This window comes from Peribacillus simplex NBRC 15720 = DSM 1321 (genome assembly GCF_002243645.1).
Taxonomy (GTDB): Bacteria; Bacillota; Bacilli; order Bacillales; family DSM-1321; genus Peribacillus; species Peribacillus simplex.
In genome coordinates this window covers 2,268,298-2,288,798 of the sequence record NZ_CP017704.1, presented here as the reverse complement: position 1 = coordinate 2,288,798, position 20,501 = coordinate 2,268,298, and the positions used below count along the sequence as shown (strand labels likewise).

General features: G+C 43.6%; 17 protein-coding genes, 13 tRNA genes and 4 rRNA genes. 32 read left to right on the top strand and 2 right to left on the bottom strand.

From position 1 onward, the window contains the following. The 10 genes from BS1321_RS10850 to BS1321_RS10805 all read left to right on the top strand — a co-directional run bounded on the left by BS1321_RS10850 (window position 1) and on the right by BS1321_RS10805 (window position 7,896). The gene (locus BS1321_RS10850) at window positions 1-351 is read left to right on the top strand and encodes a type II toxin-antitoxin system PemK/MazF family toxin (RefSeq protein WP_034306610.1); all 351 of its coding nucleotides are present in this window, start codon (window positions 1-3) and stop codon (window positions 349-351) included. A 421-nt stretch (window positions 352-772) separates the two neighbouring features. Beyond that, window positions 773-1,600 (top strand): RsbT co-antagonist protein RsbRA, encoded by an 828-nt coding sequence (locus BS1321_RS10845; protein WP_063236353.1) that lies wholly within the window; start codon window positions 773-775, stop codon window positions 1,598-1,600. Window positions 1,601-1,602: 2 nt separating this feature from the next. Further along, complete coding sequence (locus BS1321_RS10840) at window positions 1,603-1,959, top strand: STAS domain-containing protein (protein WP_034306376.1); 357 nt, start codon at window positions 1,603-1,605, stop codon at window positions 1,957-1,959. A gap of 3 nt (window positions 1,960-1,962) precedes the next feature. Further along, window positions 1,963-2,364, top strand: coding sequence for an anti-sigma regulatory factor (locus tag BS1321_RS10835; RefSeq protein WP_048682056.1), 402 nt, complete (start codon window positions 1,963-1,965; stop codon window positions 2,362-2,364). A gap of 9 nt (window positions 2,365-2,373) precedes the next feature. Beyond that, entirely contained in the window at window positions 2,374-3,384 is a 1,011-nt protein-coding gene (locus BS1321_RS10830) for a PP2C family protein-serine/threonine phosphatase (protein ID WP_063236354.1), read from the top strand. Between the two features lie 59 nt (window positions 3,385-3,443). Then, window positions 3,444-3,776, top strand: coding sequence for an anti-sigma factor antagonist (locus BS1321_RS10825; RefSeq protein WP_063236355.1), 333 nt, complete (start codon window positions 3,444-3,446; stop codon window positions 3,774-3,776). After that, window positions 3,773-4,246, top strand: coding sequence for an anti-sigma B factor RsbW (gene rsbW / locus BS1321_RS10820; protein ID WP_063236356.1), 474 nt, complete (start codon window positions 3,773-3,775; stop codon window positions 4,244-4,246). The genes BS1321_RS10825 and rsbW overlap by 4 nt, the downstream gene beginning before the upstream one ends. Further along, entirely contained in the window at window positions 4,224-5,012 is a 789-nt protein-coding gene (gene sigB / locus BS1321_RS10815; RefSeq protein WP_063236357.1) for an RNA polymerase sigma factor SigB, read from the top strand. Before rsbW ends, sigB begins: the two co-directional genes overlap by 23 nt. Next, window positions 5,009-5,620, top strand: coding sequence for a PP2C family serine/threonine-protein phosphatase (locus BS1321_RS10810; protein ID WP_230161591.1), 612 nt, complete (start codon window positions 5,009-5,011; stop codon window positions 5,618-5,620). Before sigB ends, BS1321_RS10810 begins: the two co-directional genes overlap by 4 nt. Window positions 5,621-5,712: 92 nt before the next feature. Continuing rightward, complete coding sequence (locus BS1321_RS10805; protein WP_063236358.1) at window positions 5,713-7,896, top strand: Tex family protein; 2,184 nt, start codon at window positions 5,713-5,715, stop codon at window positions 7,894-7,896. A 74-nt stretch (window positions 7,897-7,970) separates the two neighbouring features. Here BS1321_RS10805 and cmpA read toward each other — a convergent pair whose 3' ends face one another. Then, on the bottom strand, window positions 7,971-8,090 hold the full coding sequence (gene cmpA, locus BS1321_RS10800; protein ID WP_089364909.1) for a cortex morphogenetic protein CmpA: 120 nt from the start codon (window positions 8,088-8,090) through the stop codon (window positions 7,971-7,973). Between the two features lie 83 nt (window positions 8,091-8,173). Between cmpA and BS1321_RS10795 the strand changes: the two genes are divergently transcribed. The 22 genes from BS1321_RS10795 (at window position 8,174) to tsaD (ending at window position 18,218) form a co-directional block, all read left to right on the top strand. Beyond that, window positions 8,174-8,638 (top strand): SprT family protein, encoded by a 465-nt coding sequence (locus BS1321_RS10795; RefSeq protein WP_063236359.1) that lies wholly within the window; start codon window positions 8,174-8,176, stop codon window positions 8,636-8,638. 147 nt (window positions 8,639-8,785) lie between these two features. Beyond that, a tRNA-Asn gene (locus BS1321_RS10790) sits at window positions 8,786-8,860 on the top strand. Window positions 8,861-8,868: 8 nt separating this feature from the next. Further along, window positions 8,869-8,959: transfer RNA gene (locus BS1321_RS10785), tRNA-Ser, on the top strand. Window positions 8,960-8,976: 17 nt separating this feature from the next. Next, window positions 8,977-9,048, top strand: a tRNA-Glu gene (locus BS1321_RS10780). 25 nt (window positions 9,049-9,073) lie between these two features. Then, window positions 9,074-9,149, top strand: a tRNA-Asp gene (locus tag BS1321_RS10775). 80 nt (window positions 9,150-9,229) lie between these two features. Next, window positions 9,230-9,304: transfer RNA gene (locus BS1321_RS10770), tRNA-Gln, on the top strand. A gap of 9 nt (window positions 9,305-9,313) precedes the next feature. Continuing rightward, window positions 9,314-9,389, top strand: a tRNA-Lys gene (locus BS1321_RS10765). A gap of 9 nt (window positions 9,390-9,398) precedes the next feature. Beyond that, window positions 9,399-9,480, top strand: a tRNA-Leu gene (locus BS1321_RS10760). Between the two features lie 59 nt (window positions 9,481-9,539). Then, window positions 9,540-9,625, top strand: a tRNA-Leu gene (locus BS1321_RS10755). 18 nt (window positions 9,626-9,643) lie between these two features. Beyond that, window positions 9,644-9,720 (top strand) — tRNA-Arg (locus BS1321_RS10750). A 7-nt stretch (window positions 9,721-9,727) separates the two neighbouring features. Further along, window positions 9,728-9,804: transfer RNA gene (locus BS1321_RS10745), tRNA-Pro, on the top strand. Window positions 9,805-9,833: 29 nt separating this feature from the next. Continuing rightward, window positions 9,834-9,907, top strand: a tRNA-Gly gene (locus BS1321_RS10740). A 98-nt stretch (window positions 9,908-10,005) separates the two neighbouring features. Then, window positions 10,006-11,556, top strand: a 16S ribosomal RNA gene (locus BS1321_RS10735). Between the two features lie 176 nt (window positions 11,557-11,732). Continuing rightward, a 23S ribosomal RNA gene (locus BS1321_RS10730) occupies window positions 11,733-14,665 on the top strand. A 63-nt stretch (window positions 14,666-14,728) separates the two neighbouring features. After that, a 5S ribosomal RNA gene (gene rrf / locus BS1321_RS10725) occupies window positions 14,729-14,844 on the top strand. A gap of 66 nt (window positions 14,845-14,910) precedes the next feature. After that, window positions 14,911-14,984 (top strand) — tRNA-Met (locus BS1321_RS10720). A gap of 150 nt (window positions 14,985-15,134) precedes the next feature. Beyond that, window positions 15,135-15,250 (top strand): 5S ribosomal RNA (rrf, locus tag BS1321_RS10715). The 16S, 23S and 5S rRNA genes sit together here with 13 tRNA genes alongside, the layout of an rRNA operon. A 66-nt stretch (window positions 15,251-15,316) precedes the next feature. Further along, window positions 15,317-15,390: transfer RNA gene (locus tag BS1321_RS10710), tRNA-Met, on the top strand. A 198-nt stretch (window positions 15,391-15,588) separates the two neighbouring features. Then, window positions 15,589-16,041: a tRNA (adenosine(37)-N6)-threonylcarbamoyltransferase complex ATPase subunit type 1 TsaE gene (tsaE, locus tag BS1321_RS10705; RefSeq protein WP_063235590.1), complete on the top strand. Its 453-nt coding sequence runs from the start codon at window positions 15,589-15,591 to the stop codon at window positions 16,039-16,041. Continuing rightward, the gene (gene tsaB / locus BS1321_RS10700; RefSeq protein ID WP_063235589.1) at window positions 16,041-16,733 is read left to right on the top strand and encodes a tRNA (adenosine(37)-N6)-threonylcarbamoyltransferase complex dimerization subunit type 1 TsaB; all 693 of its coding nucleotides are present in this window, start codon (window positions 16,041-16,043) and stop codon (window positions 16,731-16,733) included. The genes tsaE and tsaB overlap by 1 nt, the downstream gene beginning before the upstream one ends. Window positions 16,734-16,755: 22 nt before the next feature. Next, on the top strand, window positions 16,756-17,208 hold the full coding sequence (gene rimI / locus BS1321_RS10695; RefSeq protein WP_063235588.1) for a ribosomal protein S18-alanine N-acetyltransferase: 453 nt from the start codon (window positions 16,756-16,758) through the stop codon (window positions 17,206-17,208). Beyond that, on the top strand, window positions 17,205-18,218 hold the full coding sequence (gene tsaD, locus BS1321_RS10690) for a tRNA (adenosine(37)-N6)-threonylcarbamoyltransferase complex transferase subunit TsaD (RefSeq protein ID WP_063235587.1): 1,014 nt from the start codon (window positions 17,205-17,207) through the stop codon (window positions 18,216-18,218). Before rimI ends, tsaD begins: the two co-directional genes overlap by 4 nt. A 279-nt stretch (window positions 18,219-18,497) precedes the next feature. Here the strand turns inward: tsaD and BS1321_RS10685 are convergent, their stop codons facing one another. Continuing rightward, complete coding sequence (locus BS1321_RS10685; RefSeq protein WP_063235586.1) at window positions 18,498-20,417, bottom strand: ABC transporter ATP-binding protein; 1,920 nt, start codon at window positions 20,415-20,417, stop codon at window positions 18,498-18,500. Between the last annotated feature and the right edge of the window lie 84 nt (window positions 20,418-20,501).

Here is a 20,501-nt window from a genome sequence, read left to right as displayed (position 1 = left end):
ATTGTTGTTAAGCGTGGTGACGTATACTTCGCAGACCTTTCCCCGGTAGTTGGTTCAGAGCAGGGGGGGACCCGTCCGGTATTAATTTTACAAAATGATATTGGTAATCGCTTTAGTCCGACTGTGATCGTGGCAGCCATTACAGCTCAAATTCAAAAAGCGAAATTGCCTACACATGTTGAGATTAATGCAAAAAAGTACGGATTCGAGCGGGATTCCGTCATTTTATTAGAACAGATCCGGACAATTGATAAGCAGCGTTTAACTGATAAAATTACGCATCTTGACGAACCGATGATGCAAAAAGTCAATGAAGCTTTGCAAATTAGTTTAGGCCTCATTGAGTTTTAAAGAAAATTTTTCCCGTTAAACCGGGCGTTATTATAATACAAATCATTCTTGATATTATTTAGATGGCACGATTCCTGCGACTGTGGGAATCGTGTTTTTTTTGTGAAACCACATAAACATGTGTCCAAAAAGTATACAGCAGGAAATATGAAAAATTTGACGAATAAAAACAGTATACAGTTAGATATTGGATAGAACATTCATTATTTTTTTTATAATATCTCCATAACTTTTCTTTAATTGATGTTTTTCTTCCTTGGATTTCGGGTATGTAGTTATGTTGTAAATACTTAAAAAAAGCAAAAGTTGTAGTGGGGATATCCAAAGAAAATCCAAATGGAAATAACATCATTACAGTTAGTTAACATCCTTGTGACGAGGACAGGGAAACATAGCAATTGTGTTAGAATGGGAGGATATTATGAATCAATTGGTTTACGATTTTATTAAGCAAAATCAGGATTACATCCTTACTGAGTGGATGGGCATCATGAAGGAAAGTACGGACGAAAGATTAATTAAAGTCGTCTCAGATCGAATGTTCACGCAAACGAGCAGCGAATTTATAGATATGATCATCGCGAATGTTGATAGTAAAAACAAGGAATTCACATTGAAGCTTTCAGATTTTGCCGAGAAAGTCGTCCAATTGGGGTGGCCTCTTACTTTCGTCAATGAAGGACTTCATAAATTCACGTTAATTGTCATTAATGGAATGGTGGAAAAGGGTCTCGTGACTCCTGATAATCAAGTCAATCTTGTTAACCATTTGGATAAATGGGCGACACCGATAAATAATGAAATAGTCAATATATATACTCAAACTTGGGAAAGAACTGTTTCCATGCAAAAAATAGCGTTGCAAGAACTTTCGGCACCGCTCATTCCTGTATTGGAAGGCATTACGGTTATGCCTCTGATTGGTACAATTGATACAGAACGTGCCAAACAGATAATGGAAAACTTGCTGACTGGCGTGGTTAAGCATAGATCTGAAGTTGTTCTTATTGATATAACGGGCGTTCCGGTCGTGGATACCATGGTTGCTCATCATATCATTCAGGCAGCAGAAGCAGTCCGATTGGTGGGCGCCAAATGTATACTTTGCGGCATTCGCCCTGAAATAGCCCAAACCATCGTTAATCTTGGAATTAATTTAAATGAAGTGATTACAAAAAATACATTAAAAAAAGGGATAGAAGTTGCGTTGGAATTAACGAGCCGTAAGATCGTAAAGGTGGAGGGGTAAGTATGAGGATTCCGATATTAAAGCTTTATGACTGCTTGTTAGTCTCTATACAGTGGGAATTGGACGATATGACAGCCCTTCAATTTCAAGAGGATTTACTGCATAAGATTCATGAAACAAGCGCGAATGGCGTTGTTATAGATATTACCTCAATAGATTTTATTGATTCTTTTATCGCAAAGGTATTAGGCGATGTCTTTAGCATGTCTAAGCTTATGGGGGCCAAGGTTGTAATTACGGGAATCCAGCCTGCTGTTGCAATAACATTAATTGAACTGGGAATTAGTCTAGACGATGTTCTGACAGCATTAGACTTAGAGAAAGGCCTGGAGAAATTACAACAGGAATTGGGGGATTAAAGAATGGAGTTCCAATCCTGCGTAAAAATCATAAATGAATGGGACATCGTAGCTGCAAGGCAGCTCGGAAGAAATGTCGCTAAAGAGTTGGGATTCGGTACTGTAGACCAGGCCAGGATCACAACGGCTATTAGCGAATTGGCCCGAAACATATACCTATATGCTGGACAAGGCAGTGTTAGCATAGAAAAGCTAAATATAAATGGGAAGTCAGGATTGAAAATCATTGCAGAGGACCAAGGGCCGGGAATTGAGGATATCCGCAGAGTCATGGAAGATGGATATACTACCTCAGGGGGGTTGGGCGCAGGTCTTCCTGGAGCCAAACGTTTAATGGATGACTTTGATATTGAATCGATACCAGGTGAAGGGACTAAGATTATCGCTACGAAATGGCTCCGTTAGGGGGGGACTATGGATATTAGGGAGAACATGGAGAAAAAGTATCATGAGGCGCTTTCTACTTATCTTAAAGACCAAAATGAGCAGGCACTCTACCAAGGGCAAAAGATTAGCCGCCTACATATCAAATACAATATATCTCCAGAAGAAATCATCAGTATGCATAAAAATAACTTAATGGAACTTTACCCGGAATTACCGGGAAAAGTATTGGATTCTTTCGATTTTCTGCTAGAAGTCATGATGGGCTACGGCATTGCATACCGTGAACATCAAAGCCTTAGACATCAACAGCAGGAACTGAAAACGGAAATCGAGATCGCGGCAAACGTTCAACATACTCTTTTGGAAACAGATATTCCTGATATCAAAGCTCTGGAAATAGGAGCGATCAGTGTTCCGGCGAGACAGATGAACGGGGATTATTATCACTTCGTCCAAGACGAAAATGAGCGTATCGGGGTAGGGATAGCTGATGTCATTGGGAAAGGGATTCCTGCTGCATTGTGCATGTCGATGATAAAATATGCGATGGATAGTCTACCTGAGCATAGGCATGAACCGAATAGTGTGCTGGAGAGTTTGAACCGTGTTGTGGAACATAATGTGGATCCAAGTATGTTCATTACGATGTTCTATGGTTTATATGATCCGCATGACAGGCAATTCTCCTATGCTTCAGCCGGACATGAACCGGGTTTTTACTATGATGCTGCCACCGGGACTTTTAGCGATTTGGACGCGAAAGGTTTGTTGCTTGGGGTAGATAAAAAAACAAGGTATCGTCAATATGAAAAAACGGTGAATCGTGGAGATATGATCATTTTGTTGTCGGATGGAGTAACGGAGTGCCGGACAAATGATGGGTTTATAGAAAGGGAAACACTTATTGGTTTCATTAAAAAGAATATGCATTTACAAGCCCAGGAAATGGTGAATAATATATTTAAGCAATTGGAGAAAATGCAGAACTTTCAACTAAGGGATGATTTTACATTAATTATTTTAAAATCAAAGGTTTAGCATTTTTCCCTCTGGGTATAGATATAGAAATGAAGAGGATTTGAAGAGGTGGGTCAAGGATGAATATAACAGTGGATGTTAATGAATTAAATACTGAATTTATTGTAAAACTAAAAGGTGAAATTGATGCCTATACTGCACCAAAACTAAGAGAATCACTATTTCCAATTTCAGAGCAGGACAATGTTTCGATTACTATTGATTTAACTGAAGTTTCTTATATGGATAGTACGGGACTTGGGGTATTTGTCGGTGCTTTTAAAAGCGTAAGGGCACATAATGGCGAATTCACTTTGGTTGGCTTATCAGAAAGGTTACGACGTTTATTTGATATTACAGGTCTTGCAGATATTATTGATATAAAAAGTGGTACAGAGGGTGGGTTAGAATGAGTCAAGTATATGATTACATCGAAATGAAAATACCTGCAAAACCAGAATTCATCGGTGTCATTCGTTTAACGCTTTCTGGAATAGGAAGCCGGATGGGATTTGCGTATGAAGAAATCGAGGATTTGAAAATCGCAACCAGCGAAGCTTGTACAAATGCGGTACAGCATGCATATAAGGATTCTGAAAAAGGTGAAGTGAAAGTGAGTTTCGGGCTTTATCCTGACCGTTTAGAGGTGATGGTTTCTGATAGTGGCAAGAGCTGTAATTTCGAAGAGGTTCGTCAAGGACTAGGTCCGTACGAAAATGGCCAAAAAGTCGAACTTATGAGAGAAGGAGGCTTGGGTCTTTACCTCATTGAAACTCTGATGGATGAAGTGAAAATTCATCAGCATGACGGGGTTACAGTTTTTATGACTAAGTTTTTAGAAGGAGAGCAGGTGGAGATGGATGCAAAAACAGTCTCAACCTAATCAGGCACAAAGAGAACAAGTAAACGAATGGATTAGAGCTTATCAGGAGAATCAAGATGATGAAGCGCAAAGTAATCTAGTCATCCATTATAAAAGTTTGGTTGAAACGATCTCCCGTAAATACGCGAAAGGAAAATCGTTTCAGGAGGATATCTCGCAGGTCGGCATGATTGGTTTGTTAGGTGCCATTCGTCGATATGATGAATCATTCGGCAAAAGCTTTGAGGCCTTTGCGGTCCCTACAATAATCGGGGAAATCAAAAGATTCTTGCGGGACAAAACATGGAGTGTCCACGTGCCAAGGAGAATTAAAGAACTTGGTCCAAAAATCAGGATGACAGTCGAGGAATTGACGACCACTCTGCACCGTTCGCCAAGAATAGATGAAATAGCAGATAGTATAGGAGTGACTGAAGAAGAAGTTTTAGAGGCGATGGAAATGGGAAAAAGCTATCAAGCTTTATCTGTTGATCATTCTATTGAAGCGGATTCTGATGGCGGTACAGTCACATTGCTTGATATTTTCGGGAATGTCGATGAAGGTTTTGAAAAGGTCAATCAGCGCCTTGTACTTGAAAAGGTCCTGCATGTGTTGAGTGACCGTGAAAAGATGATCATTCAACATACTTATTTAGAAAATTTAAGCCAAAAAGAAGCAGGCGATAAACTGGGGATTTCCCAAATGCATGTTTCGAGACTTCAGCGCCGTGCGATCAAGAAACTTCAAGAGGCCATTAATGCTGAAAACTCGGAGTTAATTCAGTGATCAAAGGTATTCTGCGAGAAGAAAAAATAGAAGTCCTTGTCTCTCAATCCTCTAAAAACGGGATGGTATATTGCGGTGATGATTACTTTTTTCTTCATACGAAAGAATACTTTGTGTGCGTATTGGCAGATGGGCTAGGCAGCGGGCAATACGCTTATGAATCCTCACATGCTGTCATCGAGGAAGTTAAACGTAATCATGAGCTGGATGTCGAATCATTGATGGCTGTATGTAATCAAGTTTTAATCGATAAACGGGGGGCAGCCGTTTCCATTTTAAAAATATTTTATGAGAAGAATGAATTTGTTTACAGCTCCGTGGGTAACATCCGCTTTTTTCTGTATAATCCAAGTGACGACAAACTCGTCTATCCATTACCTGTTACAGGGTATTTATCCGGCAGGAAACAAAAATACAGAACGCAGAGCTACAAGTATGAACCAAATGCAAAATTCATTCTTCATTCCGATGGTTTAGAACTTAAGGGAGCTAAATCTTTTTTAAAAAGGCTGATCCCCATCGATAAGAACGCTCAATGCATTTTAGAAAGCAATCCAGCAACTGCAGATGACACAACTTTCATTTTAGGAAGCTTACTTTCGCCATAATCCGGAAGTGAGCTTTTTTGTATGGAATTCGCAACTTCATCTCTCATTTGCTAGACTATACTTATCAGATTAAATGGTTGGAGGTAAACATTATGATCGATGTAGAAGATAAATTAAAGGATTTGGTTAAACAAATATCCAATGAGCTAACTCTAAAGAGTCATCAAGTTCAAAACGTCATACAGATGCTGCAAGAGGGCAACACAGTCCCTTTTATTGCCCGGTATAGAAAAGAAATGACGGGTTCGTTAGATGAAGTTCAAATTCGGTCCATTATGGAAAGATGGAACTATCTAGAAAACCTTGGTCAGAGGAAAGTGGAAGTTACGCGTTCGATTGGTGAACAGGGGAAATTGACGGATGAGTTAACAAGGCAAATCGAGAAGGCGACAAAGCTGCAGGAAGTGGAGGACTTATACAGACCATTCAAGCAAAAAAGGAGAACGAAAGCAACGGTAGCTAAGGAAAAGGGGCTAGAACCACTTGCTAATTGGCTTCTTGAATGTCAATTGCATGCACGGGTTAGCGATAAAGCTGCAGAATACATATCGGCAGAAAAAGAAGTTCCTTCTATTGAAGAGGCCATTTCAGGAGCGCAGGATATAATAGCTGAACATATTTCCGATGATGCAGAATTAAGGAAGTGGATAAGGGCTGAAATCTTCAAAGCCGGAAAAGTGGTTTCGGTTGTGAAAAATGAAGAGAAGGACGAGAAAAAAATCTTCGAGATGTATTATGAATATGAGGAGCCGGTTCAAAGAATCGTCCCGCATCGGGTCTTGGCGCTTAATAGAGGCGAAAAGGAAGAGGTTTTACGAATATCCATTTTGCCCCGTACAGAAATCATCATTGGTCATCTGGAACGAAAAATCATTAAAAATACCAAGTCTGAAGCTCAAGGTGTACTTAAATCAGCGATTGAAGATGGGCTCAAGCGTTTGATTTTGCCATCTGTAGAAAGGGAAATCAGGAAAGAGCTGACGGAAAAAGCTGAGGATCAAGCTATCCATATTTTCTCTGAAAATCTACGGAACCTGCTCCTGCAGCCTCCGCTTAAAGGGAAAGTGGTCCTCGCTCTAGATCCAGCTTACCGGACTGGGTGTAAGTTGGCTGTCATTGATGAAACAGGAAAGGTACTGGATATCAGTGTCATCTATCCGCACCCACCTGCTGCAAAGCTTAATGCTGCACGCGAAAAAACAATCGATATACTTCAGCGATTCTCAGTTGAGATTGTCGCAATCGGCAATGGGACGGCATCACGTGAATCAGAACAATTCATTGCAGATATTCTAAAAGAAGTGAAAGGGAATATTTCTTATATCATTGTCAATGAAGCGGGAGCCAGTGTGTATTCTGCCTCGGATATTGCCCGTGAAGAGTTTCCCGATCTTCAAGTAGAACAGCGAAGCGCCGTATCGATAGGAAGAAGGCTTCAAGATCCCCTTGCGGAACTTGTTAAAATTGATCCCCAATCCGTGGGTGTAGGGCAGTATCAACATGACGTTTCCCAGAAAAAGCTATCGGAATCCCTCACATTTGTCGTGGAGACAGCTGTTAACCAAGTAGGAGTGAACGTAAATACCGCTTCATCATCTCTATTACAATATGTAGCTGGTTTATCAAAATCGGTTGCTCAAAATATCGTGAAGAAAAGGGAAGTGGAAGGGAAGTTTTCAAGCAGGAAGCAATTAAAGAAGATTCCCCGACTTGGTGCCAAAACGTATGAACAATGCATAGGGTTCTTACGTATCATTAATGGAGATGAGCCTTTGGATCAAACCGCGATACATCCTGAGAACTACAGTGCCGTGAATAAATTATTGAAGAAAATGGGATTCAAATCTGAGGATTTAGGCAGTAATGCACTGAATGAAGAGTTAGGTAAACTAAATCCGGCTGATTTGGTCAATGAATTGGAAATTGGGGAAATTACGATTAAAGATATCATAGATGATTTGATGAAACCGGGAAGAGATCCTCGGGATGAATTATCAAAACCGCTGCTTAAGCAGGATGTACTAAAAATGGAGGATCTGCAAACTGGGATGGAATTACAAGGTACAGTGAGGAATGTTGTGGATTTCGGTGCGTTTGTGGACATCGGTGTTAAACAGGATGGACTGGTGCATATTTCTAAACTGAGCAACCGGTTTGTAAAGCACCCATTGGATGTAGTTGCCGTTGGGGATGTTGTAACGGTTTGGGTCGAACAGGTTGACTCCCAAAAGCAAAGGGTATCTTTAACGATGCTCGAGCCAAAGGATCAAAACTAGCCTATGGTAAGCTCCTTCTATATTAGAAGGGGTTTTTTTGAAGTGATGTATTTATATTTTGAACAAAGTTGAATCTATAACCTGAGACTTTCTTTTTTTTGATAAAAAAACCAACATTGATTCAACATCTTCACTTGATAATAATCCTTTTCATAAAAGGCTTTGCGGATTTGATTCTGGAACCAATTAGGCATAGCTTTTCCTCCCTTAGTTTCCTATTGTGTTATTAGTCTATGTTATAATGGGTTGTCATGTTACCAAGGAAAGGGAGGGGGAAATGGATAATCGGCAATTGCAAAAACTAGTAGAAGAAACTTCGTTGAAAGACTTTAAAAAGGCCTTTAGACACCAAGCCAGTTTTAATCCGCGTCTCCGAACAACAGGAGGCCGATACTTGCTCCGTTCACACAATATAGAAATCAATAAGAAATATCTTGAAGAACGCGGTGTGGAAGAAATCATTGGAATCATTAAGCATGAATTGTGCCATTATCATCTGCACATCGAGAAGAAAGGGTACCAGCATCGTGATGCTGACTTTAAGCATTTACTCAAAAAAGTGGGGGCACCGAGATTTTGCGAGGCGCTACCGTCTAACCAATTAAAGAAAAAGATGAATACTATTCAATATAAATGTGAAGACTGTCAGCAGGTGTATATAAGAAAAAAACGAATCGACACTACCCGTTTCGTTTGTGGTAAATGTCGTGGAACATTGATTTACCAAGGGTTTAGGGAGTGAAAAACAAAAATATAAAAAAATACAAAAGAACCCTTGACTTTAAGTTGCAACCTCTTTATAATCATAAGAGTCGACAAGATAACAACTTGTTCTTAACGACAAACACTTAGGTCCTTGAGCGTGAAAAAGGAACCCAATTTTCATTATTCCGCAGTAGCTCAGTGGTAGAGCATTCGGCTGTTAACCGAACGGTCGTAGGTTCGAGTCCTACCTGCGGAGCCATTTTTTTTGGGGAAGTACTCAAGAGGCTGAAGAGGCGCCCCTGCTAAGGGTGTAGGTCGCGTAAGCGGCGCGAGGGTTCAAATCCCTCCTTCTCCGCCAGTTACATATTTTATCAAGGCCCATTGGTCAAGCGGTTAAGACACCGCCCTTTCACGGCGGTAACACGGGTTCGAATCCCGTATGGGTCACTTTCTTTTAAATAATCACAATACTGGTCCCGTGGTGTAGCGGTTAACATGCCTGCCTGTCACGCAGGAGATCGCGGGTTCGATTCCCGTCGGGACCGCCATTAATTTTTTAAAAAACACTTGTAAAAATAATGTTATCGTGATATAATATTATTCTGACTGTTAATTAGTATTTGATTATTGGGCTATAGCCAAGCGGTAAGGCAACGGATTTTGATTCCGTCATGCGAAGGTTCGATCCCTTCTAGCCCAGCCATTATATTTAGAGCCATTAGCTCAGTTGGTAGAGCATCTGACTTTTAATCAGAGGGTCGAAGGTTCGAATCCTTCATGGCTCACCATTTGTTTTCGCGGGTGTGGCGGAATTGGCAGACGCACCAGACTTAGGATCTGGCGCCGCAAGGCGTGGGGGTTCAAGTCCCTTCACCCGCACTGATATTTTTCTTCTTGACATCAAGTTGAAAAGGTGTTAAACTTACAAAGTCGCTTTCGCGGTCGTGGCGGAATGGCAGACGCGCTAGGTTGAGGGCCTAGTGGGGGAAACCCCGTGGAGGTTCGACTCCTCTCGGCCGCACCAATAACATCATAGAAATTAGCGCCCGTAGCTCAATTGGATAGAGCATCTGACTACGAATCAGAAGGTTGTAGGTTCGACTCCCGCCGGGCGCACCATATTTTACGGGAAGTAGCTCAGCTTGGTAGAGCACTTGGTTTGGGACCAAGGGGTCGCAGGTTCGAATCCTGTCTTCCCGACCATTCTTTCTGAAAATATTTTAAAATTAAATGCGGGTGTAGTTTAGTGGTAAAACCTCAGCCTTCCAAGCTGATGATGAGAGTTCGATTCTCTTCACCCGCTCCATTATTATTGCTCTTTGAAAACTGAACAAAACAAAGCGCCAACGTTAAATTTTAAGTGAGCACACACTATTAAAAAAGCAAATGAGCAAGTCAAACATTTCTTCGGAGAGTTTGATCCTGGCTCAGGACGAACGCTGGCGGCGTGCCTAATACATGCAAGTCGAGCGAATCGATGGGAGCTTGCTCCCTGAGATTAGCGGCGGACGGGTGAGTAACACGTGGGCAACCTGCCTATAAGACTGGGATAACTTCGGGAAACCGGAGCTAATACCGGATACGTTCTTTTCTCGCATGAGAGAAGATGGAAAGACGGTTTACGCTGTCACTTATAGATGGGCCCGCGGCGCATTAGCTAGTTGGTGAGGTAATGGCTCACCAAGGCGACGATGCGTAGCCGACCTGAGAGGGTGATCGGCCACACTGGGACTGAGACACGGCCCAGACTCCTACGGGAGGCAGCAGTAGGGAATCTTCCGCAATGGACGAAAGTCTGACGGAGCAACGCCGCGTGAACGAAGAAGGCCTTCGGGTCGTAAAGTTCTGTTGTTAGGGAAGAACAAGTACCAGAGTAACTGCTGGTACCTTGACGGTACCTAACCAGAAAGCCACGGCTAACTACGTGCCAGCAGCCGCGGTAATACGTAGGTGGCAAGCGTTGTCCGGAATTATTGGGCGTAAAGCGCGCGCAGGTGGTTCCTTAAGTCTGATGTGAAAGCCCACGGCTCAACCGTGGAGGGTCATTGGAAACTGGGGAACTTGAGTGCAGAAGAGGAAAGTGGAATTCCAAGTGTAGCGGTGAAATGCGTAGAGATTTGGAGGAACACCAGTGGCGAAGGCGACTTTCTGGTCTGTAACTGACACTGAGGCGCGAAAGCGTGGGGAGCAAACAGGATTAGATACCCTGGTAGTCCACGCCGTAAACGATGAGTGCTAAGTGTTAGAGGGTTTCCGCCCTTTAGTGCTGCAGCTAACGCATTAAGCACTCCGCCTGGGGAGTACGGCCGCAAGGCTGAAACTCAAAGGAATTGACGGGGGCCCGCACAAGCGGTGGAGCATGTGGTTTAATTCGAAGCAACGCGAAGAACCTTACCAGGTCTTGACATCCTCTGACAACCCTAGAGATAGGGCTTTCCCCTTCGGGGGACAGAGTGACAGGTGGTGCATGGTTGTCGTCAGCTCGTGTCGTGAGATGTTGGGTTAAGTCCCGCAACGAGCGCAACCCTTGATCTTAGTTGCCAGCATTCAGTTGGGCACTCTAAGGTGACTGCCGGTGACAAACCGGAGGAAGGTGGGGATGACGTCAAATCATCATGCCCCTTATGACCTGGGCTACACACGTGCTACAATGGATGGTACAAAGGGCTGCAAACCTGCGAAGGTAAGCGAATCCCATAAAGCCATTCTCAGTTCGGATTGTAGGCTGCAACTCGCCTACATGAAGCCGGAATCGCTAGTAATCGCGGATCAGCATGCCGCGGTGAATACGTTCCCGGGCCTTGTACACACCGCCCGTCACACCACGAGAGTTTGTAACACCCGAAGTCGGTGAGGTAACCTTCATGGAGCCAGCCGCCTAAGGTGGGACAGATGATTGGGGTGAAGTCGTAACAAGGTAGCCGTATCGGAAGGTGCGGCTGGATCACCTCCTTTCTAAGGATAATTACGAGAGCGCTTTTGTTTTGTTCAGTTTTGAATGAGTAATTCATTCAGATAGGAAAGATAAACATCACGATGTGATGGATTCTTTCTGCTTTGTTCCTTGAAAACTAGATAATAGATAGAAGGCAATTAATTTTTTTCAAAGCATCTGTAAGATCTTTTTTAACGGTTAAGTTAGAAAGGGCGCACGGTGGATGCCTTGGCACTAGGAGCCGATGAAGGACGGGACTAACACCGATATGCTTCGGGGAGCTGTAAGTAAGCTTTGATCCGGAGATTTCCGAATGGGGAAACCCACTGTTCGTAATGGAACAGTATCTTTACCTGAATACATAGGGTACTGAAGGCAGACCCGGGGAACTGAAACATCTAAGTACCCGGAGGAAGAGAAAGCAAATGCGATTTCCTGAGTAGCGGCGAGCGAAACGGAATTAGCCCAAACCAAGAGGCTTGCCTCTTGGGGTTGTAGGACACTCAACATGGAGTTACAAAGGAACGGGGTAAATGAAGTGATCTGGAAAGGTCCGTCAAAGAAGGTAAAAACCCTGTAGTTGAAACTTCGTTCCCTCCTGAGTGGATCCTGAGTACGGCGGGACACGAGAAATCCCGTCGGAAGCAGGGAGGACCATCTCCCAAGGCTAAATACTCCCTAGTGACCGATAGTGAACCAGTACCGTGAGGGAAAGGTGAAAAGCACCCCGGAAGGGGAGTGAAATAGATCCTGAAACCGTGTGCCTACAAGTAGTCAAAGCCCGTTAATGGGTAATGGCGTGCCTTTTGTAGAATGAACCGGCGAGTTACGATTTCATGCGAGGTTAAGTTGATAAGACGGAGCCGCAGCGAAAGCGAGTCTGAATAGGGCGAATGAGTATGAGGTCGTAGACCCGAAACCAGGTGATCTACCCATGTCCAGGGTGAAGTTCAGGTAACACTGAATGGAGGCCCGAACCCACGCACGTTGAAAAGTGCGGGGATGAGGTGTGGGTAGCGGAGAAATTCCAATCGAACCTGGAGATAGCTGGTTCTCTCCGAAATAGCTTTAGGGCTAGCCTCAAGATGAGAGTATTGGAGGTAGAGCACTGATTGGACTAGGGGCCCCCAACGGGTTACCGAATTCAGTCAAACTCCGAATGCCAAATACTTATTCTTGGGAGTCAGACTGCGAGTGATAAGATCCGTAGTCGAAAGGGAAACAGCCCAGACCACCAGCTAAGGTCCCAAAGTATACGTTAAGTGGAAAAGGATGTGGAGTTGCTTAGACAACCAGGATGTTGGCTCAGAAGCAGCCACCATTTAAAGAGTGCGTAATAGCTCACTGGTCGAGTGACTCCGCGCCGAAAATGTACCGGGGCTAAACGTATCACCGAAGCTGTGGATTGACACCGTATGGTGTCGATGGTAGGAGAGCGTTCTAAGGGCGTTGAAGTCAGACCGGAAGGACTGGTGGAGCGCTTAGAAGTGAGAATGCCGGTATGAGTAGCGAAAGAAGGGTGAGAATCCCTTCCACCGAATGCCTAAGGTTTCCTGAGGAAGGCTCGTCCGCTCAGGGTTAGTCGGGACCTAAGCCGAGGCCGAAAGGCGTAGGCGATGGACAACAGGTTGATATTCCTGTACCACCTATACATCGTTTGAACGATGGGGGGACGCAGAAGGATAGGGTAAGCGCGCTGTTGGATATGCGCGTCCAAGCAGTTAGGCCGGAAACGAGGCAAATCCCGTTTCCATTAAGGCGGAGCTGTGATGGCGAGGGAAATATAGTACCGAAGTTCCTGATTCCACGCTGCCAAGAAAAGCCTCTAGTGAGATGTAAGGTGCCCGTACCGCAAACCGACACAGGTAGGCGAGGAGAGAATCCTAAGGTGTGCGAGAGAACTCTCGTTAAGGAACTCGGCAAAATGACCCCGTAACTTCGGGAGAAGGGGTGCTTTTTAGGGTGAATAGCCCAGAAAAGCCGCAGTGAATAGGCCCAGGCGACTGTTTAGCAAAAACACAGGTCTCTGCGAAGCCGCAAGGCGAAGTATAGGGGCTGACACCTGCCCGGTGCTGGAAGGTTAAGGGGAGAGGTTAGCGCAAGCGAAGCTTTGAACCGAAGCCCCAGTAAACGGCGGCCGTAACTATAACGGTCCTAAGGTAGCGAAATTCCTTGTCGGGTAAGTTCCGACCCGCACGAAAGGTGTAACGATCTGGGCACTGTCTCAACGAGAGACTCGGTGAAATTATAGTACCTGTGAAGATGCAGGTTACCCGCGACAGGACGGAAAGACCCCGTGGAGCTTTACTGCAGCCTGATATTGAATTTTGGTACAGCTTGTACAGGATAGGTAGGAGCCTGAGAAGCCGGAGCGCTAGCTTCGGTGGAGGCGTTGGTGGGATACTACCCTGGCTGTATTGAAATTCTAACCCGCGCCCCTTATCGGGGTGGGAGACAGTGTCAGGTGGGCAGTTTGACTGGGGCGGTCGCCTCCTAAAGAGTAACGGAGGCGCCCAAAGGTTCCCTCAGAATGGTTGGAAATCATTCGTAGAGTGTAAAGGCACAAGGGAGCTTGACTGCGAGACCTACAAGTCGAGCAGGGACGAAAGTCGGGCTTAGTGATCCGGTGGTTCCGCATGGAAGGGCCATCGCTCAACGGATAAAAGCTACCCCGGGGATAACAGGCTTATCTCCCCCAAGAGTCCACATCGACGGGGAGGTTTGGCACCTCGATGTCGGCTCATCGCATCCTGGGGCTGTAGTCGGTCCCAAGGGTTGGGCTGTTCGCCCATTAAAGCGGTACGCGAGCTGGGTTCAGAACGTCGTGAGACAGTTCGGTCCCTATCCGTCGCGGGCGCAGGAAATTTGAGAGGAGCTGTCCTTAGTACGAGAGGACCGGGATGGACGCACCGCTGGTGTACCAGTTGTCTTGCCAAAGGCATAGCTGGGTAGCTACGTGCGGACGGGATAAGTGCTGAAAGCATCTAAGCATGAAGCCCCCCTCAAGATGAGATTTCCCATGGCGCAAGCTAGTAAGATCCCTGAAAGATGATCAGGTTGATAGGTCAGAGGTGGAAGCGTGGCGACATGTGGAGCTGACTGATACTAATAGATCGAGGACTTAACCAACGCTTTAAAAAAATGAAATACCTTCTTATTATCTAGTTTTGAAGGAACAACGTTCCTTTTATGTTTGGTGGCGATAGCGAAGAGGTCACACCCGTTCCCATTCCGAACACGGCAGTTAAGCTCTTCAGCGCCGATGGTAGTTGGGGGTTTCCCCCTGTGAGAGTAGGACGCCGCCAAGCTATAATCTTTGTATTCTTTTTGAGTAAATGGGAATACTTAATTTATAAAAGTAACATTTATACCGTCGCGGGGTGGAGCAGTCCGGTAGCTCGTCGGGCTCATAACCCGAAGGTCGCAGGTTCAAATCCTGTCCCCGCAATCATGAAAAAAACGAAACTTAGGTTTCGTTTTTTTGTTTTATCTGAAATACCTTCTAATATTATCTAGTTTTGAAGGAATGAAATTTTCTTCTTGCATTCTGATCTCATACATGATATGATAATGGATGTAATGTAAAAAAGATATAATGTTTGGTGGCGATAGCGAAGAGGTCACACCCGTTCCCATTCCGAACACGGCAGTTAAGCTCTTCAGCGCCGATGGTAGTTGGGGGTTTCCCCCTGTGAGAGTAGGACGCCGCCAAGCTATAATCTTTGTATTCTTTTTGAGTAAATGGGAATACTTAATTTATAAAAGTAACATTTATACCGTCGCGGGGTGGAGCAGTCCGGTAGCTCGTCGGGCTCATAACCCGAAGGTCGCAGGTTCAAATCCTGTCCCCGCAATCATGAAAAAAACGAAACTTAGGTTTCGTTTTTTTGTTTTATCTGAAATTCGAATAATTATGTCCCTAACTTATTTGTTTCTTCTTTTGAAACAAGGTAAACTACATATAGAATGGTTGTTGTTCCATAATATTGCGTTTATGGTACTCGACATGAACTATAGGACGTTTTCCTAATAATGATAAAGGTGATTGATATATGCAACATGTTGAATTGATTTCTCAGAATGAGGAAGAAACAGCGCAATTTGCGCATAAATTGGCACAAAAGCTTTCGAGTGGAGATGTGCTGGCTTTAGAAGGTGACTTGGGTGCAGGGAAGACGGCATTCACAAAAGTGCTGGCTAAAGGATTAGGTGTTACCAGAATGGTGAATAGCCCTACCTTTACTATAATAAAGGAGTACATGGGTCGCTTGCCTTTATATCATATGGATGTCTATAGGGTAAGTGAATCCGAAGAAGATTTAGGCTTTGATGAATATTTTGATGGTTATGGTGTGACTGTCGTTGAATGGGCCCATTTAATAAAGGATCACCTTCCAGAGGAAATCTTGACCATTTATATTTATCGTCTGGGCGATACAAGCAGGCGTATTGTTTTGGAAGCCAAAGGCGAACGATATGTAAAGTTATGTAAGGAGATTATTTGATGAAGGTTTTAGCTATAGATACATCGAATTTTACATTAGGGATTGCACTGGTTAACGGGAGTCAAGTAATTGGCGAGTATACGACGAACTTAAAGAAAAATCATTCGGTGCGGGTAATGCCAGCAATTGAAACGTTGCTGAGGGATTGTGATACTAAACCGAAGGAATTGACTAAGATAGTGGTCGCTCAAGGTCCAGGCTCCTATACAGGGGTCAGGATTGGAGTGACGATTGCGAAAAGCTTGGCCTGGACGCTTCAGATTCCGTTATCAGGTGTTTCCAGCTTAGAGGTTTTAGCTGCTAATGGACGTTATTTTAACGGGTTGATATCTCCCTTATTCGATGCAAGAAGAGGGCAGATTTATACTGGATTATATGAAATGGAAAAGGATTCTCTAAAGACAGTCATTGAAGATTGTAATATACTATCCTCTGATTGGGCGATTCAATTGAAGGAATTAAATCGTCCTGTTTTATTTGTTGGTCAAGATGTGGACATCCATCGGGATGCAATTACGGATGCATTAGGCGAATTAGCGGTATTTGCTCCAGTACAGTCATATAATTCAAGGCCAAGCGAACTGGCCTTTATTGGCCTTGATAAGACTGAAGTGGATGTTCACCAGTTTGTACCGAATTATATCCGGATGGCTGAAGCAGAAGCTAAGTGGCTTGAACAGCAGGGGAAATAAACAAGGAAAGCGACCGATTATTATGAGTAAAACATTGACGTTCCGAAAGATGAATACGGAAGATATCGACCAAGTGCTTAATGTGGAAAAGCAGTCCTTTACTTTACCTTGGAGCCGGGAAGCCTTTTTTAATGAATTGAATCATAATCAATATGCTGTATACATGGTGATAGAGGATGAAGGGAACATTGCCGGTTATTGCGGTGCATGGATCGTCATTGATGAATCGCACATTACCAATATAGCGATATTACCTGAATACCGAGGGCAAAAGCTTGGAGAAGCTTTGCTCAGGAAGATGATTGAAATCTCCATTTCGATGGGTGTGGTGAGGATGACGCTTGAGGTCCGTGTCAGTAATGCAGTAGCCATTTCGCTTTATGAAAAACTAGGTTTCCAAAAGGGTGGAATCCGAAAAAATTATTATACAGACAATCAAGAAGATGCTTATGTTATGTGGGTGAATTTTTCATGAAAAAAGATCAATTTATATTAGGAATTGAAACGAGCTGCGATGAAACTGCGGCAGCTGTCATAAAAAATGGAACGGAGATACTGAGTAATGTCGTGGCTTCACAAATCGAAAGCCATAAACGTTTTGGCGGTGTCGTCCCAGAAATAGCATCCCGTCATCATGTAGAACAAATTACGATTGTTCTTGAAGAAGCACTGCTACAAGCCGGTGTTACATATGAAGACTTGGATGCCATTGCCGTTACAGAAGGTCCCGGACTTGTAGGGGCACTATTAATAGGTGTGAATGCGGCGAAGGCTGTAGCTTTCGCACATGGAATCCCGATTGTCGGTACGCATCATATCGCGGGTCATATCTATGCAAATCGACTTATTCAGGAGATCGAATATCCTGCGCTTTCTTTGGTCGTTTCGGGAGGTCATACGGAATTGGTGCTTTTAGAAGAACCGGGTTCGTTCAAGGTGATAGGGGAGACGCGGGATGATGCAGCAGGAGAGGCGTATGATAAAGTGGCTCGAACCTTGGGGCTCCCTTATCCTGGTGGGCCTCATATCGATAGGCTTGCACAAGAAGGCTCACCATCTTTGAAACTGCCTCGGGCATGGTTGGATGGCAGCTATGACTTTTCTTTCAGCGGGTTGAAATCAGCTGTGATCAACACTTTGCATAATGCAGAACAGCGCGGGGAAAAAATTGAACCTAAAGATTTAGCTGCAAGTTTCCAAGCAAGCGTCATAGAAGTGCTTGTAATGAAAGCTGTAAAGGCTGCAAAGGAATATAATGTGAAGCAGGTATTGCTTGCTGGAGGAGTTGCGGCAAATAAAGGCCTTAGGGAAGCATTAACGGAAGCTTTTAATGATTTACCTATGGATATATCCATTCCGCCCCTCTATCTTTGTACGGACAATGCCGCCATGATCGGTGCTGCTGGCAGTGTCATGTTTGAAAAGGGAAAACGATCTGGTTTGGACTTGAACGGAAATCCTGGATTGGATATAGAAGCATTTTAATTGACGAGAAGGCAGGATCCCAAACTTCGGAATCCTGTCTTTTTTGTCCTGTTAATAAAAAAATAGAATATTCTGTGGATAAAGTTTTTTTGATAATCATAATGCATGTGTATAAAGTGGTGTTTTTGTGGATAAGTGGATATGTTTCTGTGGATAATGTGTATAACTCAAATTAATGGCTAATGAGCGGTAAGTGATTTGTTAACAAGTTTGTGGATAACTTTCGTGAAACAGTTTAATTGGAAAAGAAAAGACCGAGTCATTTGACTCGGTCAATTGTCATTCTTCCAGTTCAGCCCATTCTTCGAGAAGCTGGTCCAAACTTTCCTGTGCATTATCAAGCTTTGCTTGGACTTCCATTACTTTTTCGTGATCCTGGAAAACATTTGGATCACAAAGGAGGTCATTATATTCGTTTATTTCGGTTTCAAGAAGCTCCATGGCTGTCTCGATTTCCTCAATGCGACGTTTTCGCTGGCGTTCAGCTTTTTTTGCTTCTTTATCAATTTTGTAATTTGTTTTTTCTACGGCTGTATCTAATGTTTTCGCCTGATCCTGCTGTTCAAGTGCTTGGATTTCCGCTTGCTCCTGTTTCTTCTCTAAATAGTAATCATAATCACCGAGGAATTCTTCATTGCCGTCTTTGGAGAGTTCTATCACTTTCGTTGCTATCCGATTTATGAAATAACGGTCATGTGAAACGAATAGAATAGTTCCCGGATAATCGATCAATGCGTTTTCAAGCACCAATTTACTATCGAGGTCCAAATGGTTTGTTGGTTCATCAAGAATTAAAAAATTCCCTTTTTCCATCATCATTTTGGCTAGCGCAAGCCGAGCCTTTTCGCCCCCGCTTAGTGTGGAAACGATTTTCAAAACATCGTCCCCGCTAAATAGGAAATTACCGAGTACGGTGCGAATGTCCTTTTCCGGTTTAAGGGGATAGTCGTCCCATAATTCATTGAGTACGCGTTTATTGGAAACAAGGTTAGCTTGTTCTTGATCGTAGTAGCTGACTTCTACGTTCGTTCCAAAACGGAAGTCCCCAGAAAGTGCAGGCAGATTAGAGATGATCGTTTTCAGTAACGTTGATTTTCCGACTCCATTTGGGCCAACAAGAGCTATGCTCTCTCCTTTTGTCATCCGGGAATTTATATTCTTTGATACAGTTTCCCCTTCGTATCCGATAGCCAGGTCCTGAAGGTGGAGTACTTCATTTCCGCTTTGCCTTTCAATTTGAAAAGAAAAATTCGCGGATTTTTCATCACCTTGCGGCTTGTCCAATAGATCCATCTTTTCGAGCTGTTTGCGTCTGCTTTGTGCTCTTTTCGTGGTGGAAGCCCTTGTGATATTACGTTGGACAAAGTCGCGAAGCTTTTCAATTTCCCCTTGTTGCTTCTCGAACAGTTTCATGTCCCGCTCATAATCTTCCGCTTTTCCCTCTAGGTAAGAACTATAATTACCATGGTATTTTTTCATGTTATTCCGGGAAATCTCATATACCAGGTTTACTACTTTATCTAAAAAATAACGGTCATGGGAAACAATAAGGACAGCTCCCTGGTAGCTTTGTAAATATTGTTCAAGCCAAGAGAGGGTTTCGATATCCAAATGGTTCGTCGGCTCATCCAGAATCAATATATCCGGTTTCCTTAAAAGCAGTTTTCCTAATGCAAGCCTTGTTTTTTGCCCACCGCTTAAAGTGGAAATTGGGGTAGAATAGTCAAAGTCAGCAAACTGAAGTCCATGCAATACGGAACGGATATCCGCTTCATATTGATAACCGCCCTTCTCTTTGAATGCCACCATCAAAGTGTCGTATTCATTCAGCACTTTTTGGTAAATTGTTTCGTTTTCAAAGATGTCAGGTCTGGCCATATCAGCCTCAAGGCGACGCAGTTCCTTTTCTTGCTCTATAAGGTCCGTGAATACAGTCAGCATCTCATCCCAAATGGTCAGTTCGGATTCCAATCCCGTATCCTGGGCCATATAGCCGATGGTGACGCCTTTTGGTTTGATTATTTCACCGCCATCATGGGAAAGCTGCCCGGCTATGATTTTTAGCAAAGTGGATTTACCGGCGCCATTTCGGCCGACAAGTGCAATTCGATCTTTATTTTGAACTTCGAGCTTCATATTTGATAAAATAAGTTCAGCTCCATAATATTTCGATAGTTGATTGATTTGTAATAAAATCATAGATTTCACCTCAATTGATTATTGTTAGTGTAACGTATTTTAGTTATTATCGGCAACAGCTTGGTTCCAAGCTAAAAGAAAAGC

Excerpts from the sequence above, each read along its gene's own strand:
- BS1321_RS10845 (WP_063236353.1), top strand. The coding sequence starts at position 773 with ATGAATCAATTGGTTTACGATTTTATTAAGCAAAATCAGGATTACATC.
- BS1321_RS10840 (WP_034306376.1), top strand. The coding sequence starts at position 1,603 with ATGAGGATTCCGATATTAAAGCTTTATGACTGCTTGTTAGTCTCTATA.
- BS1321_RS10835 (WP_048682056.1), top strand. The coding sequence starts at position 1,963 with ATGGAGTTCCAATCCTGCGTAAAAATCATAAATGAATGGGACATCGTA.
- BS1321_RS10830 (WP_063236354.1), top strand. The coding sequence starts at position 2,374 with ATGGATATTAGGGAGAACATGGAGAAAAAGTATCATGAGGCGCTTTCT.
- BS1321_RS10825 (WP_063236355.1), top strand. The coding sequence starts at position 3,444 with ATGAATATAACAGTGGATGTTAATGAATTAAATACTGAATTTATTGTA.
- rsbW (WP_063236356.1), top strand. The coding sequence starts at position 3,773 with ATGAGTCAAGTATATGATTACATCGAAATGAAAATACCTGCAAAACCA.
- sigB (WP_063236357.1), top strand. The coding sequence starts at position 4,224 with ATGCAAAAACAGTCTCAACCTAATCAGGCACAAAGAGAACAAGTAAAC.
- BS1321_RS10805 (WP_063236358.1), top strand. The coding sequence starts at position 5,713 with ATGATCGATGTAGAAGATAAATTAAAGGATTTGGTTAAACAAATATCC.
- cmpA (WP_089364909.1), bottom strand. The coding sequence starts at position 8,090 with ATGCCTAATTGGTTCCAGAATCAAATCCGCAAAGCCTTTTATGAAAAG.
- BS1321_RS10795 (WP_063236359.1), top strand. The coding sequence starts at position 8,174 with ATGGATAATCGGCAATTGCAAAAACTAGTAGAAGAAACTTCGTTGAAA.
- tsaE (WP_063235590.1), top strand. The coding sequence starts at position 15,589 with ATGCAACATGTTGAATTGATTTCTCAGAATGAGGAAGAAACAGCGCAA.
- tsaB (WP_063235589.1), top strand. The coding sequence starts at position 16,041 with ATGAAGGTTTTAGCTATAGATACATCGAATTTTACATTAGGGATTGCA.
- rimI (WP_063235588.1), top strand. The coding sequence starts at position 16,756 with ATGAGTAAAACATTGACGTTCCGAAAGATGAATACGGAAGATATCGAC.
- tsaD (WP_063235587.1), top strand. The coding sequence starts at position 17,205 with ATGAAAAAAGATCAATTTATATTAGGAATTGAAACGAGCTGCGATGAA.
- BS1321_RS10685 (WP_063235586.1), bottom strand. The coding sequence starts at position 20,417 with ATGATTTTATTACAAATCAATCAACTATCGAAATATTATGGAGCTGAA.